Raw genomic sequence first — 15,621 nt, forward strand, 5'->3', positions numbered from 1 at the left:
TAGGTGGTTTATGGAACTAAAATTTGTCACGACAAAAAATGAAATCAAGCAATTTATCGGCTTGGGCAAGGAAATTTATCAGGGAAACCCCTATTATCGGGACTCCATGTCTGAGATCCTGAAACTTTTTCTTGATCACAAAACCTGTTATTTGAAAAATGGCTCTTTCTTTCCTTTTATCGTGCAAGATCAGCATCAAAACAAAATACTTTTGAGAGCTGCCTATATGATCAACCGGAAAATGCCGGATACACTGATGATTGCCTTCTTTGAAGCCGCAAAAGACGTCCCGGAAGCCGTCTCCATCATGCTTGAGGAAGGCAGAAAGATCGCCGCCCTTCATCAATGCACCAGCATGGTCATCGGTTTGGACGGCCACATCAATTACGGGTTGGGGTTCCTGGCATCTCATTTTGATGTTACCCCCTGTTTCGGTTTTCCTTACAGCCCGGAATATTACCTGGACTATTTTCGTGGTTTAAAAGCATATCAGTTTACTTCTTTTTTAACTGATCTTAGTCAATTTAACCTGAAAAAGGAAGAGACGATTTTAAGACGTCTCCAAAGACATCAATATATCTTTCGCTGTGCCGACTTTAAACAATTTGATCGGGAGCTGAAGATCTACACAGACTTGAATAACGATGCTTTCCAAGACCATTTGTGGTGGGCAGACCGGAGCTATGAAGAAGATTATGAACTTCTTTACCCTTTTCGCCGGTTTATCCGGGGAGAAAACCTGCTCATTGCCGAAAAGGCAGGTATACCCATCGGATTTATGCTTTGGTATCCGGATTTTAATCAATTAATCCCTCCCGGCAAGGGCTTAGGCCTCCAAGCCCTGGTCAGAAATAAGCTGGGCGGAAGGCAAAAAATTGATCGCTTGAAAATTGCAGAAATCGGCATAAAACCGGAATACCAGGGTACCGGCGCGGTATTAGGTCTCTTTGCTCTCCTTTATCAATTGGTTGGTGGAAGGTACCGCTACTGTGAGGCCGGATGGGTGGAAGAAAACAACCTCAAATCAAAAGGCCTGGGTATGCACTGGGAGCAGGTTGGGTGTCAGGAATATAAAAAATACAAGGCTTTTCAGATGATGCTATGATATGGGTGGAATTTAACCGGGCTCAGGACATCCCTGGCAGCTGGGACAATCTAACCGGCGCAAATATTTTTTTAAAAAGAGCTTTTTTAGCCCACTTAGAAAAGACCAATCCCTGTCAGCAGCGTTACCGCATGCTCTTTGACGCCGGGATGCTTCAGGCACTTTATGTGGTCTACCAACTGAAACTAAATGTTTTCACTTATCGGTCCTTACCCCTGAGAATTCCTGTGCTAATTATTGGTATTCCCTGTTCTGTGGCAAAACAAGGCTTTGTCGTTCAGGAAGGATATGATCAATTCTTAGCAGATGACATTCACTCCCGGAAAGGGGCTCATCTGATCTTAAACAGTACAACATCTTTACCGGGCAAATCAGGAGCAACCCTGCCCTCCTGCCACTTAGACCTTGCCTGGAAAAGCATGGATCAATATTTGGCTGCTCTGCGCAGTCATTACCGTTATCGATTGAAGAAAGCCCGTGCTAAATGGCAGGACGTAAAAGTGGAGTTGATTAAACCGAGGCAATTTGAGCCCATCCTCTATCAGCAATACCTTGAAGTTTATCAAAGATCACAATTTAAGCTGGAGCAATTGAGCCTGGATTTTTTTCGGAATCTGCCTCTTCCAGCCCAAGTAATCAAGGCCAGCTTCCAGGACCAGGTGCTGGGGTTTGCCCTTCTAGTCGAAAACGGTGCTGAGTTGGTTTTTCTTTTCACCGGGTTTGACCATGCACTAAACCCCTCCTTAGACATTTACCTGAATCTGTTACTGGAGGTCATCAACTATGGATTAATACATGATTTTAAAGTGATTGATTTTGGTCAAACCACAGAGGAGATCAAGGAAAAACTGGGTTGCCGTTTACAGGAGAAGCGCATGTGGCTTTTTCATTCCAACCCTTTCCTTCATAATTTAGCCAACCGGTTGCTGGGATTTTTAGAATATCAAAAGCTGGAACACCATTATCGGGTTTTTATTGAGAGATGAGGTAAAAAGCATCATGATCAAAGGTAAACAATCCTGGGATTTTTTGGCACGCTATTATGAGAAATTATGGGTGCAGAAACATTCATTAAAACCGACCCGACAGTTGATCAGAAGGGAAATCGCAAAATTGGCCGACTCGGACCCGCACCTTCTCAGGGGCGGAAAACTTCTTGATATGGGCTGCGGCACCGGTCAATTACTCCAGGAACTGGCGGAAGCTTATCCCCCATCCCGATTGGAACTTACCGGCATAGATGCCTCCCCGGAGATGATCCGTCAGGCAAAGGCAAAACAGCTTTCAGGAGTAAAATTTCTCGCCGGCGATGTCCACCATCTTCCCTTTCCCGACCATACTTTCGAGATCATTACCTGCTGCCATTCCTTTCCTTACTATCACAATCAAAGCTTGGCTTTGCAGGAATTAGCCCGGATCATCAAACCAAAGGGGCATCTCCTTTTAATCCAGGCAGTTGAAAATAGTTTTTACGATAAAATCGTGATGTCCATGGTGAAATGCACCACCGGTTCTGCAAATTATCTCTCCTCTTCCCAGATCTCAAAGGAATTGAAGGAAAATGGCTTCACTCCACTAGAAGAAGAAAGATTAAAAACAGTTTTCTATTTCCCCAGTATTGTTTACACTATCTCAACACCAGGAGCAGAACATGAAAATTCTCTTCGTTAGACCGAAACCTCACCCTAATACCATCGGCTTGCAAAGCATCATGATTTGTGAGCCCTTGGAATTGGAATACTTAGCTGCCGCCATCCAGGATCAGCACCAGGCAGTACTGGTAGATCTGATTTTAGAGAAAAAACCTCTCACCCATTTTATTAAATTGCATCGTCCCCAGGTGGTGGCATTAACCGCCTATATTGCCCATGTTAACGTGGTAAAAGACTATGCCCGGATCATTAAAAAAATAGATCCCCAAATTAAGGTTGTCTTGGGAGGGGTGCACGCTGATGTAGTGCCGGAGGATTTTCTGGATCCCCATATCGACATTATTTTCTCCGGCAATGGCATCAAGAACTTTGCTGCCTTAATGGATCTATGGGAAAAAGATCCTTTGGGATCACTGAAGGAAAAGATCATTAAAGGACTCGGTGTGCCTGAGATTCCGTCCCTTTTTCCTCTAAGGTCCCTTACCGTGAAATACCGCTCCCGCTATTATTATTTATATCATAAGCCTTGCGCCTTACTTAAAACCTCCTATGGCTGCCCCTATTCCTGCAGCTTCTGTTTCTGTCGTCAAATTACCGAAGGTCAGTACCGGGAGCGGGATCTGGATCAAGTGATCGAAGAATTAAGCGAAATCTCAGAACCGGAAATCTATATTGTGGATGATAACTTTTTAGTGGATCCCCAGCGTGTCGACCGTTTTTGCACCCTATTAAAAGCACATGGCATTAAGAAAGGTTTTCTGATCTATGGCCGGGCTGATTTTATCGCCCAACATGAGGAAATCATAGCCAAGTTTGCCGCCCAGGGATTAAGGGCGGTAATTGTCGGCGTGGAATCCCCTAATCCCCGGGAATTGGAGGAATATCACAAAAACAGCAGTGTGGAAATCAATGAAAAGGCCATTAAGATTCTCCGCAAATATGGCATCGACTGCTATGCCACGATGATTTTAGGACTGGATTGGGATGACCGTGATTTTGACCATCTCTCTCGATGGTTAAGGGAGCAAAAGCTGCGTTTTGTCAACCTGCAGCCTTTAACCCCTTTACCCGGTACCCCATTATTTGCTAAGTACCAGGATTCACTGGCAGTACCCCGGGAAAAATATGAAGAATGGGACTTAGCCAATTTGGTGGTACAACCCACCAGGCTCTCCTTGTCCAGATATTATTATCAAATCTTAAAGGTATATTTTCGGATCAGTCTCACTCCGGAAAACATCAAAGGAAATCTTAAATACGGGTTTTCCCTCAATCTTCGTATTGCTCTGGGGGTTTTAAGGATTATCCGTCAGTATTTGAAAAAAATCCTTGGGAGCAAGAAGCCATGAAAATTCTCTTGGTACGGCCGGGCAGAAGAAAACAAGCCATTACCTTGGGGGAATTCATGTATGGAGAACCCCTGGGCTTGGAATCAGTTTTTGCCTTGCTTAAAGAGGAGCACGAATTAAAGGTCTTGGATTTGATGGTGGGCAAGGAGGATTTATTAACCATCTGCGTAAGCTATCGTCCCGATGTCATCGGCTTTACTTCCTTATGTATTGATGTCCCCGCTGTTCTTGATCTGGCAAAACAGGTGAAGGATCATCATCCCGATGTCATTACCATGGTGGGAGGAACCCAAACCTTTCTAGCACCGGAAAGTTTTTTTGTGCCCCAAATTGATCATGTGGCGGAATTTACCACCAAAGAAAACTTAAAAACACTCTGCTCTTATCTCCAAAAGAAAGCACAGGTACCTCTGATCGACGGCATCAGAAGCCAAGAAAATCATTTTGAAGGAACTGGCGTAAGGGGTATCAACGACTATATTCAACCGGACCGTTCCTGTACCGATCAATATCGAAAATACTACAGCTACTTCGGTTATCGGCCCTGCGCTTTGCTGCAAACCTCCCGAGGCTGCAGTTCCATGTGTAACTTCTGTCAACGGTGGAAAATTGAGGGCAGTCAGGAAAAAGACGAACCCCTGACGGAGATTATCCGGGAGATTGAGAAAATCAAGGAACCTAGCATTATGATTATTGATAACAATTTTCTTTATCACCGGGAACGGTTGGAGAATTTTTGCGCTTTGCTGGAGGAGCGGGGAATCAGGAAAAATTTCATCTGCTACGGCAGTGCCCAAAGCATCGTGCAAAATGAAACGACCATGAAAAGGCTGGCAGAAAACGGATTAAAGGCTGTGCTGGTGGGCTATGAATCCTTTAAAGATGAAGAATTAGCCAATTATCAAAAAAAATCCACCAGGGCAATCAATATCGCAGCCGGAAAAATCCTCAAAAATTATCACATCGATTGCTGGGCCTCCTTTATCCTTCATCCGGATTGGACTACTCAGGACTTTAAAGAATTCAGGAAGTATCTTAGAATACTTCGGCCGGAAATCTCCTCCCTTACGCCCCTGACCCCTTTCCCCGGCAGTTTCTTGGCAAAAAAATACCGGGACAGAACCTTGTACCAAAAGGAGGATTATGATCAATGGAGCTATTCCCTGGTGTCCATTGCCCCCGGTAATATGAGCCTGCGCCGGTATTATTTTGAGGTTTTACTCTCTAATTTTTATGTCAATCTTTTCATGAATAATGCTTCCTATCTGGTGAATAAATTTGGCCTTTGCACCCTGTTGCGCTTATTAAAGGGTTCATTTAAGTTTCTCCTCAGATATCTGAGGTTCATGATCAAAGGCTAATCCAAAGCATTATCTTAAAGGTTTATAGCCCTTCAATCGGAGAGCATTAGATACCACAGAGACAGAACTGAAGCTCATGGCGGCACCGGCAATCATGGGATTTAATAATGGTCCGCCAAAAATATGCAGCACACCCATGGCAATGGGAATCCCTAAGGTATTGTATCCAAAGGCCCAAAAGAGATTTTGCTTAATATTCCTGATGGTCTTTTTACTTAAATCGATGGCGGTAGGGACATCCATCAAATCACTCCTCATGAGCACAATATCAGCTGATTCCATGGCTACGTCCGTTCCTGAACCGATGGCAATCCCAATATCCGCTTGGGCTAAGGCTGGTGCATCATTAATGCCATCCCCCACCATGGCCACCTTTTTCCCTTCTTCCTGAAGTTTTTTCACTTCCTCAGCCTTATCCTGGGGGAGCACCTCAGCCAGGATGCGATCAATACCAACTTGCTTACCAATTGCTTCCGCCGTTTTACGATTATCACCGGTAATCATGGCAACCTCGATCCCCATTTCATGGAGTTTTTCGATGGCCTTCTTGCTGTTTTCCTTCACCGTATCCGCCACAGCAATGATGCCGGCGATTTTTTCATCCATGGCAATATACATGGGGGTTTTCCCTGCTCCAGCCAGTTCTTGGGCATGTTCCTCCAAATCACCTAAGGATATTTTTCTTTCCTCCATCAGTTTGCGGTTTCCCAATAAAAGTTTTTTCGCCTCTATCATCACTTCTATGCCTTGCCCGGGAATAGCCTGAAAGTAATCCAGTTTCATCACAGGTACGCCTTGTGCTTCTGCTCCCTGAACAATCGCTTCTCCCAGTGGATGCTCCGACCCTTTCTCCGCAGAAGCTGCCCATTGCAACAGTTCGGTTTCTGTAATCCCCGGGATTGGGATCACATCTGTAACCTGGGGTTTTCCTTCGGTAATCGTCCCTGTTTTGTCAAACACCACGGTCTGAATCTGATGGGCTGTTTCTAAGGCCGCTCCGCTCTTGATTAAGACTCCATATTCCGCACCCTTTCCAGTCCCTACCATGATAGCGGTAGGAGTGGCTAATCCTAAAGCACAAGGGCAGGCAATTACCAAAACAGAAATAAAGATGGTCAAGGCGAATTCTGCCGTTTCTCCGGACAAATACCAGGCCAAGCCAGAAATTACGGCCAAAGATATCACAATGGGTACAAAGTACCCGGAAATTACATCCGCCATTTTCGCAATGGGAGCCTTCGATCCTTGAGCATCCTCCACAAGTTTGATGATTTGTGCCAAAGCGGTATCCTTGCCCACTTTGGTGGCTCGATAGCGGATAGTTCCGTTTTTATTGATGCTGGCGCCGATAATGCCGTCTCCCACATTCTTTTCCACGGGAATGCTTTCCCCGGTAAGCATGGATTCATCCACGGAAGTGGTTCCAAACACTACCTCCCCATCCACAGGCATTTTTTCACCCGGTTTCACCAGGATGATATCTCCGACTTCCACCTCTTCGATAGCCATTTCGATTTCTTGATCATCTTTGATTACGATGGCCGTTTTGGGCGTAAGTCCCATTAATTTTTGATCGCTTCCGAGGTCTTACCTTTGGAAACGGATTCCAAATATTTACCCAGAGTGATTAAAGTGAGAATCACTCCTGCCGACTCAAAATACAAGTCATGAGCATAGCTTGCATTTCCTAAAAAAATTTGAACGGTGGCAAAAATCCCGTAGAGTACCGCCGCAGATGTCCCGATGGCAATTAAGGAATCCATATTAGGGCTTCTTCTGAACAGGGATTTAAAACCCACGATATAGAAATGCTTTCCTGCCAAAACAACGGGGATCGTTAAGAATAATTGGGATAAAGCATAAGCAAGTGGATTCATCATCGGACTTAAAAAGTCAGGCAAAGGAAGTCCGATCATATGACCCATAGATATATACAGCAAGGGGATGGTAAAAATTGCCGAGATCAGAAACCTGCGCCATAATAGCTTCATTTCCTCTTCTTTTTTCTCTTTATCAATATCTACGGTTGTTTCTTCATCTAAAACTTGATAGCCCGCATTTTCGATGGCCTTCTTAATCTCCGATATCCGAATTTGAGAGGGATCATAACGAAAGCTTAATTTTTCCGTCGCCAAATTAACGCCAGCCTCAGTTACCCCCGCCAGTTTCCCGGCAGCCTTTTCCACCCTTCTGGCACATGCGGCGCAGGTCATGCCTTCTATTTTTAGGGTTTTAGGCAGAGACTCTGTCAGGGCAATAAATCCGGCCTGTTCCACCGCAGTTTGAATCTCGGCTAAGGATACTTTCCCTTCATCAAAAGTAATATTTAATTTTTCAGTAGCCAAATTAACATTGGCCTCGGTCACACCCGCTAATTTTTTCGTTGCCCTCTCTACACCTCTGGCACATGCGGCGCAGGTCATGCCTTCTATTTTCAAGGTTTTATTGGTCATCTTTTCTCACTCCTTTATAGTGAAATCATACTTCATGAATTTCTCTGTTTTATTTACCGGAAATCCTTGATAAGATTCCCATAATCTCGTCGATTTTTTCACTGCCATTACCCTGTTCAAAAGCTTCCTTTACACAATGCATCAGATGCTGCTCCAAAATCAAAAGATTTGCTTTTTTGAGCAGTGATTGGGCGGCCAAAATTTGATTGGAGATATCGACACAATAACGATCATCCTCAATCATTTTAATAATGGCCTCCATCTGTCCTTTGGCAGTTTGAATTGAATTCAGCGCTTGCTTTTTTTGATTATTCACGGCAACCTCCTCCTTCTACCACCCCCCATAGGGGGGGTGATTTAATGATAATATATATTACTCTATATGTCAAGCACTCCAGAATAATAAAGAAACCCTCCGATGAGGGTTCTGATAGCTCTGTTCTCACTTAAAGCCAACGGTTTAACCAGTATTTTTCAAAAGCAATTTTAGCCCAATATGTACTTTTGGCCGGCTTCATTAGGGTAATAAAGGGTCCGGGTTCATGATAATAACGTACTGTGGAATAACGGGCTCGACCGAACCCGGTATTCATAATTCAGGCACCCTTCCCGGTATAGCGGAATTTTGGATTTAATCCCTGAGCTAAAAGAGCAATATTGCGTGCCACCACCTCTCCTTGATAATGAGCAAAAATGCCGGCTTTAGGAGCATAGGCATCGATGACCGGCAGGCGAATGGCTGCAGCATCTCCAATCCCATAAATATTGGGATACTTTGTTTCCAGGGTATGGGGATCCACTTCCATATAACCACTGCTGTCAACCAAGTCTGTGTTACGCAGCACCTTCGGTGTCCAATGGGGTGCAACACCCAGAAGCAGGCGGGCAGGGATTCTTGTGCCATGATCCAGAACCAGTCCGTCCTTTTCCACCGCCAAAATTTTCGCTTGGGTGATCAGGTCGATATTTTTCTCATGAAGCATATTGCGGACACTTTGACCTACCCTGGGTTTGGCCAAAGGTTCCGGAGAAAAATCCGGGGTCACTAAAGTCAGCTTCACCTTGTTTCGAATTCCCCGCTGACGAAAAAACTGGTCCAGTAAAAACATCATTTCATAAGGTGCCGGAGGACATTTATAGGGTACGCTGGAGATAAAAAAGACGATTTCCCCTGCTTCAAAATGGCTTAACCTATCTTTGATGCTGATAATATCCTCAAATTGATAAGCATTGAAAGCAAATTCTTGAAATCCTGGGACAGTTTCCGGATGATATTCAATCCCTAAGGCGAGAATTAAATAATCATATGCTAAAATTTGTTTGTTCGTAATAACCTGCTGATGATCCGGATCAATCCCTTTCACTTCCTCATGGATAAAGCCAATCTCCTTTTCTCTCAGACATGCAAGGGGGCGCACTATTTCTGACTCTCTGCGGGCTCCGATCATCAGCATGGGAAAGGAAGGGGTATAATAATGATTTTCCAATCGATCTATAACCGTGACTTCCATGCTTGATCCCATTGTTTTTTTTAATACAGTGGCAGAGACAATTCCACCTGTTCCACCACCCAGGATTAAGGTCCTCTCCATTGATTTCACCTCAGGATTATTGTCTCCCGGAAATGAAAGCTTATGTGTTGTTCATGAGCCGGATTGGGATTGGACTTTTTTCCCAGACTCTATGGTTTCATCAGGGGAGAGGATAACTTCTTCTCCTTCCGTTAATCCATGAAGCACTTCTACCAGATCTCCGCTCTTGATCCCTGTTTCAATCTCCTTCAGGACAGCTTGCTGATTTTCCACAACAAAAACATAGTCTTTCCCCTGCCGGTCAAAAACTTCCTTTTCGTCGATGAGTAAGGCTTGTTTTCTTCCGGCCGTTATAATCTTAAGATCCACTTCGTATCCCGGCTTTAAGGTCTTTTCAGCAGCGCTAAAATCAACTTCCACCTTCACTCTTTTTTGTTCAATACCCAGCTCCGATACTTTACTGAAGGCCGTGGGATAAATTTTTCGTACCTTGCCTTTCAGGTCATTGATCCCCATGTCTTCATTGGTGATCAGTACCTCTGCCCCTTCTGTCACATGCCCGATTTTATCCAATAAAATGTCGCTTTCCAGAAAAGTGTCCTCGGCACTGCCGATCTCAAAAAGCAAGGTACCCGGCTGAACAAAGCTGCCTGCTTTTATTTCCCTGGTCAAAACCAAACCATCAGCAGGGGCTTTAATAACCAAATCTGTGCTTTGCTTTTTCAGTAAATCAATCTCAGCCTGAATCTGGTTAATTTGCCCCTGCATCTCCTTTTGGACATTAACAGAGGTGCTTTTTTGGGCTTGGGCCAAATCGCTCTTGGCAGCTTCTGCATTAGCCTTAGCCTGTGCCAATAGCGTCAGGGAATTTCGATAACTATCCAAACTGAGGGCACCGCTGTCATATAGAATCTTGTTGTTTTCCGCCTGTCTTTGCGTCTCTTGATAAGAAGCCTCAGCTGAACGCAACAGGGCGGCCAGTTTATTGATCATATTTTGGTCCGCCGATTTAGTTGTTTCCTGGTACCGTGCTTGTGCCGATTGCTGCTGAGCCTCCAGAGCCTGGATCTGCAAAAGAACTTCCCGATTGTCCATTTTGGCCAGAAGATCCCCGGTATTTACCGGATCCCCGACTTCTTTAAAAACCTCCGTGAGAGCTCCTCCCGCCAGTGCATAAACTGCAGCCAACTCACGGGCTTGAACTACCCCGGTTTCTTCCACGTATTGATAAATATCACCCCGCGTTACCCGGCTAGTTTCTACACTGATACCCTGATCCTGGAAAAAGAACAGATATCCTGCCAGCAGCAGTCCCAAAACTGCCAATCCCGCCCCCACAAACTTCTTCTTCATTACGCTCATTCCTTTCTCTCCGATTTTTTAGGAAATACGGCTTTTTAAGGCATCAATAAAGTCCAGCCGGTAAATCTTGTTCCTGGCAGCCAATTGAGCAATGATGACAAAAACAACCGTCGCAAAGATAGTCTCAATAAATATTCTCGGCGTTAAAATCAAAGGAAGGGTCACCATATCGGAACTAAATGAATGCACAACCCCCTGAATCATTCCTATCCCCAAAGGAATTCCCAGCAAGATCGCAAGCACCGACATGAGCAAGTTTTCCATGCTCAGCAGTTTAAAAATATCCTTTTTATCAAAACCCATGACCCGCAAAGAGGCAAATTCTTTGCTGCGCTCTGCAATACTGATGGTAGTTCCGTTATAGATTACCGCAAAGCCCAAAATACCACCAAACAATAAATAGAGATAGGTAGCAAGGTTCATGGTATCCAGATATTCTAAAAACAGATTTTTCATATCAGCTACGGAACTTACAGCAGCAATATTCTTTACATCCTTTAATTTCTCTTTCGGATCATGTGAGGAAAGAATATTGACACCGGTAATCATGTTCTGATCCAATAAGGTCTCTCCCATATAATCTAACTCCATATATGCATTAGTGCCTAAATACTGTCGGATAATACCACCGACTTCTAAGTTAACATCATCTCTCCCCGGCACAAAGTTTTTTACTGTAATTTCATCTCCCACCTGCACCTGAAGTTTTTGGGCTAAGGTTTCCGTAAGGACAATCCCTTGATCAGGCAAGATCAGCGGCTGCTGATTCTGATCAAAAAAATGATAAACCTGCGAATCTCCGGGGATGCCAATGATCGTTACCGTTTCTTTAAGCCAGCCATTGGTTAATTCAAAAGGATATTCCAATTTTCCTTCAATTGCATCAGCCTGAATCAGCTGATCCAACTCACGAACAGCCCGATGATGCAGAGGATGAGTAAATTCAACGGCATAATCCATTTTTTGAAACACCTGATATTGCAGGTGGAAAATCTCCGGCATGATCTGCGCCAGATACATAGGCACAGTATTAATGGCATAGGACAAGGCAAGTCCCAGCATTAAAAAAGCAAACCTTTTTTTGGTTCTGACAATATTGCGAATCACCATTTTCCAGCTGAATGATAGCTTGTTCCAAATAAAAGGGATCTTTTCCAGCAGGATATGTTTCCCCGATTTCGGCGTCTCAGGCCGCAAAGAATCCGCCGGCAATATTTTTAACACCGGTCTGGCACCTAAAAAACCGGCGGTCACACAGAAAACAGCCGTTAAGAGAAATGCATTTAAGATATAGGAATATTGGATTTGATTCCTAATCAACGGCAGATTAAAATAAAAGGCATAGACCTGACTTAAAGGATCGGTCAAAAGCAAACCGCTGCCGATTCCAATGAGAGATCCCAATAAGCTAATAAGCAAGGCATATTTGGTGTAATGAGCCAAGACACTGAGATTGCCATAACCCAGAGCTTTTAAGATGCCAATGGCCATGCGGTCATTTTGTACTATACGGGAGAGCATGATAAAGATAATCAAAGCCGCTACCACCAGGAACAACAGAGGGATGGATTGGGCCATTTTCTCAAGCCCGTCCACTTCCTGCATCAAGACACTATGACTCAGTTGATCTTCTCTTTTAATAATGCGTTTTACCCCATAGGAATCCAGCTCTTCTTCCAGTCTGTCTACCTGATCATCAATTTGATCCTGATCTTGAAGGAGCACTAAAAGTTCATTGAAGCTATCCCGGTAACCTGTTACCGACCGGGCAAACTCTTCATTCACGTAAGCCACTCCGAATTGCTCCGGGGCCGGTAAAATAGACTGCTCATCCTCCATTAAATAGACAAATTCTCCGCTGGCCACAATACCGGAAACGGTTAAGGGATATTCCCGGCCGTTAATCATCGGGTAAATCATATCTCCTACCTGAATATTGCGCGCCTCGGCAAACTGCTCCAGGAGCAGGACATTGTCTGTCCCTAAGTTCCCTGCATTTCCCTCAATGGGATAGAGGATATTAATCTTCTCTTCCTCAGGGAGAGATATTAATCGGATCGTGACCCTTTCATCCTCATCTTCCACCTCCAAGGGTACATCCACGCTGATTCTGCCCTGAACCTCTTTAATTCCGGGAAGAGTCCTTACCTCTTCCAAGGCGCCTTGAGGGAGTTTTACCAACTGGACATAGATATCGTTGAATTTGGTAATCTCATAATAGTAATTGATGGCATTTCTTAAATTGACCCCTGTTACATTGAGCAGGATATAGATAGACAAAGCAACAGCCACGACTACCGTCACCGAAATAAATTGTCCCTTGGAATAGCATATCATGCGTATTAAGCGGAGATCCAGTTTTTGCATTACCACTCAACCCTTTCCGGAGGAATGGGATGCTGATTTTCCCCTATTTCCACAATGCGGCCGCTGTTCATTTTGATAACGCGGTCAGCCATCCCACCGATGGCCACATTATGGGTAATAATTACTACTGTTTTATTAAAATCCAGATTGATTTTTTTCAGCAAAGTAAGAATCAGGATACCGGTTTGGTAATCCAAGGCACCAGTGGGCTCGTCGCAAAGGAGCAGAGTGGGGTTTTTGGCCACCGCCCGGGCGATGGCCACCCGTTGCTGTTCCCCGCCACTTAATTGAGACGGAAAAAAATTCTTTCTCTCCCCCAATCCCACTTCCTCCATCACCATATCAATATCCAAGGCGTCACGACAGAGTTCCGTGGCCAATTCCACATTCTCCCGGGCCGTTAAATTAGCCATTAAATTGTAGAATTGAAAAACAAATCCCACCTGCTCCCGGCGATAAGATGTTAACTTCCGGTCGTTATACTGGGCAATATTCTCCCCGTGCACCAAAAGACGCCCGGACGTAGGTAAATCCATGCCCCCCATGATATTTAACAAGGTGCTTTTCCCGGACCCGCTGGGACCAAGAATCACCATAAATTCCCCTTCAAATAATTGAAAATTGGCCTCAATTAAAGCTTTAACCGTAACCTCTCCCATTTGATAAGTCTTGCTTAAGTTCTCAAGTTCCATCACCGTTTCCCGGGTCATGATCCACCCCCCTTTCTTTATCAAAGTTTCACATTATTCTTCTGTCATTATTGTAACAGGCCTGACCGATTTTTCCAGCCTCTTTATTTTGGAATTAAAGGATTATAAAAAAAGAAAACCGGGCTCCCATGGAGTCCGGTACCACTAATGATCCTAATCTCTGTCAACCTCGATTTTCAGAGCAAGATTACCCTTGGCTCCGATTTCTGCTTCATCACCGATCCTAAGATCAGATAATTCGGCATCATCTTTATCGTCATCTTCATCGATGGTGATCTCAGTTTTTTTATCGACAAAAAATGTATATGTTTTGCCATTTTCATCTTTAATCACGATACGTTTGTTTTTGCTATCAATTTTGGTAATGATACCCTCATACTCTGTTTCTTCATCATCGTCATCATTATCATTATCACTAGATTCAATGATGATGGATCTAGCCATTTTACCTTCTGCCATTATTTCTACATTCCAACCTAATTTCAGCTCATCCAGTTCCAGTGTTTCTCCATCATCGTCCATTTCAACATCAGTATCTTCATCCACTTGGAAACGGTAGTTTTTATTTCCTGATTTTATAGTAATAAAACCTTCATCATCATCAATTAAATTAATCGCAACGATTTTTCCTTCGAATTCTTTTTCATCATCTTCATTAATATCATCTTGGTCAGGAGAGGTGGCTTTTACAGCTATCACGTCACCCTTCTTGTTCAGGGTCAATTTCACATAGTCATCCACGTCCAAATCATCGACATCAGATTTTTTGCCATTGAGATAAACGGTGACCTCATCATCAAAATCGAAAGTCTTACTGACACTCCATCCCTTAACGGTAATTTCATCATCATCCACATCGGTAATAATTCCGCTAAATTCACTGATATAAATATTGGCATCGGTTCCTGCGCCGTTAATTCTTTCTAAAAGAATTGCCATTTCGGCCCGGGTAATGGCTTTGTTGGGCAGAAAATAGTTTTTATTATTCCCTTTCATAATCCCAGACTCAGAAATCAGAACCACTGCATTGTAAAGATCTTCCGGGATATCCTTTTTATCCAGGTAGGGCAGGTCGTCATCGCTATCCAGATAATCATCCAAATCTAAAGCCCGGGTGATCCACAACGCAACCTGAATCCTTTTAGCTCCCTGATTAGGACGAAAAGAGAGCATTTCCCCCTCATCCAGAATGTTTTCTTTCAAGGCAACCGCCATATAACCTTCTGCCCAAGCGGGAATCTGAGCCGTTTTTTTCAATAAATCATTCAATTTCTGATCCTGCGCTTCATCTTCCAGTCCCTGGGCACGTACAATCATGACGATGGCTTCCAGCTGGGTTACCGGTTTATTGGGTTTAAAAGTTGCATCTTCATAACCTTTGATAAAACCTTTGGTGTTCATCATCAAAATTGCATCTTCCGCCCAATGTCCTTTAACATCTTTTAACTTTTGATGCTTTTCCCAGCCTTTTTGCGGACTGTTTTTCTCCTTGTAATTCTGGTCTGCTTGAACAGCCAGCGCTCCTGCCCCAAATAAAAACAGCAGTGCAAGAACCAGTGTCAAGAATTTTTTCATGAACTCAACTCCTTTAAATTTTGTATTATATATTTCGGACCATGAAATTAATTTGTGAGGGTTTCTGCCTCCCAAGTTATGCAGAGTTAATACTTAATGATCATTTAGAGATGTGAAGAAAATCATGGAAAGTGGCCAAAACAAAGAGGATGAAG

Annotated in this window: 11 protein-coding genes and 1 pseudogene; 5 read left to right on the forward strand and 7 right to left on the reverse strand. The window is 43.8% G+C overall.

The annotated features are described in order from the left end of the window. The first annotated feature begins 10 nt into the window (after nucleotides 1-10). From CEQ75_RS17855 to CEQ75_RS17875, 5 genes are read left to right on the forward strand one after another with little or no spacing between them, the layout of a single operon-like run. Entirely contained in the window at nucleotides 11-1,105 is a 1,095-nt protein-coding gene (locus CEQ75_RS17855; protein WP_089612373.1) for a hypothetical protein, read from the forward strand. After that, nucleotides 1,102-2,091 carry a GNAT family N-acetyltransferase gene (locus CEQ75_RS17860; protein WP_089612374.1) on the forward strand — a complete coding sequence of 330 codons (990 nt, stop codon included), beginning with the start codon at nucleotides 1,102-1,104 and terminating at the stop codon, nucleotides 2,089-2,091. The genes CEQ75_RS17855 and CEQ75_RS17860 overlap by 4 nt, the downstream gene beginning before the upstream one ends. A gap of 13 nt (nucleotides 2,092-2,104) precedes the next feature. Then, the gene (locus tag CEQ75_RS17865; protein ID WP_089612375.1) at nucleotides 2,105-2,776 is read left to right on the forward strand and encodes a class I SAM-dependent methyltransferase; all 672 of its coding nucleotides are present in this window, start codon (nucleotides 2,105-2,107) and stop codon (nucleotides 2,774-2,776) included. Further along, entirely contained in the window at nucleotides 2,757-4,106 is a 1,350-nt protein-coding gene (locus CEQ75_RS17870) for a B12-binding domain-containing radical SAM protein (RefSeq protein ID WP_089612376.1), read from the forward strand. Before CEQ75_RS17865 ends, CEQ75_RS17870 begins: the two co-directional genes overlap by 20 nt. After that, on the forward strand, nucleotides 4,103-5,467 hold the full coding sequence (locus tag CEQ75_RS17875; protein WP_089612377.1) for a B12-binding domain-containing radical SAM protein: 1,365 nt from the start codon (nucleotides 4,103-4,105) through the stop codon (nucleotides 5,465-5,467). Before CEQ75_RS17870 ends, CEQ75_RS17875 begins: the two co-directional genes overlap by 4 nt. Before the next feature lie 9 nt (nucleotides 5,468-5,476). Here the strand turns inward: CEQ75_RS17875 and CEQ75_RS17880 are convergent. From CEQ75_RS17880 to CEQ75_RS17910, 7 genes and pseudogenes are all read right to left on the reverse strand, one after another. Continuing rightward, nucleotides 5,477-7,920: pseudogene (locus CEQ75_RS17880) on the reverse strand (heavy metal translocating P-type ATPase). Nucleotides 7,921-7,969: 49 nt separating this feature from the next. Then, nucleotides 7,970-8,236, reverse strand: a complete 267-nt coding sequence (locus CEQ75_RS17885) for a metal-sensing transcriptional repressor (protein ID WP_089612378.1) — start codon at nucleotides 8,234-8,236, stop codon at nucleotides 7,970-7,972. A gap of 280 nt (nucleotides 8,237-8,516) precedes the next feature. Further along, on the reverse strand, nucleotides 8,517-9,512 hold the full coding sequence (locus CEQ75_RS17890; RefSeq protein WP_089612379.1) for an NAD(P)/FAD-dependent oxidoreductase: 996 nt from the start codon (nucleotides 9,510-9,512) through the stop codon (nucleotides 8,517-8,519). Between the two features lie 51 nt (nucleotides 9,513-9,563). Next, a complete protein-coding gene (locus CEQ75_RS17895) occupies nucleotides 9,564-10,814 on the reverse strand; it encodes an efflux RND transporter periplasmic adaptor subunit (protein WP_089612380.1) in 1,251 nt (416 codons plus the stop codon). A gap of 18 nt (nucleotides 10,815-10,832) precedes the next feature. Continuing rightward, on the reverse strand, nucleotides 10,833-13,181 hold the full coding sequence (locus CEQ75_RS17900; protein ID WP_089612381.1) for an ABC transporter permease: 2,349 nt from the start codon (nucleotides 13,179-13,181) through the stop codon (nucleotides 10,833-10,835). Beyond that, nucleotides 13,181-13,891 carry an ABC transporter ATP-binding protein gene (locus tag CEQ75_RS17905; RefSeq protein WP_089612382.1) on the reverse strand — a complete coding sequence of 237 codons (711 nt, stop codon included), beginning with the start codon at nucleotides 13,889-13,891 and terminating at the stop codon, nucleotides 13,181-13,183. Before CEQ75_RS17905 ends, CEQ75_RS17900 begins: the two co-directional genes overlap by 1 nt. Nucleotides 13,892-14,044: 153 nt before the next feature. Then, nucleotides 14,045-15,466, reverse strand: coding sequence for an S-layer homology domain-containing protein (locus CEQ75_RS17910; protein WP_089612383.1), 1,422 nt, complete (start codon nucleotides 15,464-15,466; stop codon nucleotides 14,045-14,047). Nucleotides 15,467-15,621: the final 155 nt, after the last annotated feature.

Origin of the sequence: Dehalobacterium formicoaceticum (assembly GCF_002224645.1) — a bacterium.
Lineage (GTDB): Bacteria > Bacillota > Dehalobacteriia > Dehalobacteriales > Dehalobacteriaceae > Dehalobacterium > Dehalobacterium formicoaceticum.

Excerpts from the sequence above, each read along its gene's own strand:
- CEQ75_RS17855 (WP_089612373.1), top strand. The coding sequence starts at position 11 with ATGGAACTAAAATTTGTCACGACAAAAAATGAAATCAAGCAATTTATC.
- CEQ75_RS17860 (WP_089612374.1), top strand. The coding sequence starts at position 1,102 with ATGATATGGGTGGAATTTAACCGGGCTCAGGACATCCCTGGCAGCTGG.
- CEQ75_RS17865 (WP_089612375.1), top strand. The coding sequence starts at position 2,105 with ATGATCAAAGGTAAACAATCCTGGGATTTTTTGGCACGCTATTATGAG.
- CEQ75_RS17870 (WP_089612376.1), top strand. The coding sequence starts at position 2,757 with ATGAAAATTCTCTTCGTTAGACCGAAACCTCACCCTAATACCATCGGC.
- CEQ75_RS17875 (WP_089612377.1), top strand. The coding sequence starts at position 4,103 with ATGAAAATTCTCTTGGTACGGCCGGGCAGAAGAAAACAAGCCATTACC.
- CEQ75_RS17890 (WP_089612379.1), bottom strand. The coding sequence starts at position 9,512 with ATGGAGAGGACCTTAATCCTGGGTGGTGGAACAGGTGGAATTGTCTCT.
- CEQ75_RS17895 (WP_089612380.1), bottom strand. The coding sequence starts at position 10,814 with ATGAGCGTAATGAAGAAGAAGTTTGTGGGGGCGGGATTGGCAGTTTTG.
- CEQ75_RS17900 (WP_089612381.1), bottom strand. The coding sequence starts at position 13,181 with ATGCAAAAACTGGATCTCCGCTTAATACGCATGATATGCTATTCCAAG.
- CEQ75_RS17905 (WP_089612382.1), bottom strand. The coding sequence starts at position 13,891 with ATGACCCGGGAAACGGTGATGGAACTTGAGAACTTAAGCAAGACTTAT.
- CEQ75_RS17910 (WP_089612383.1), bottom strand. The coding sequence starts at position 15,466 with ATGAAAAAATTCTTGACACTGGTTCTTGCACTGCTGTTTTTATTTGGG.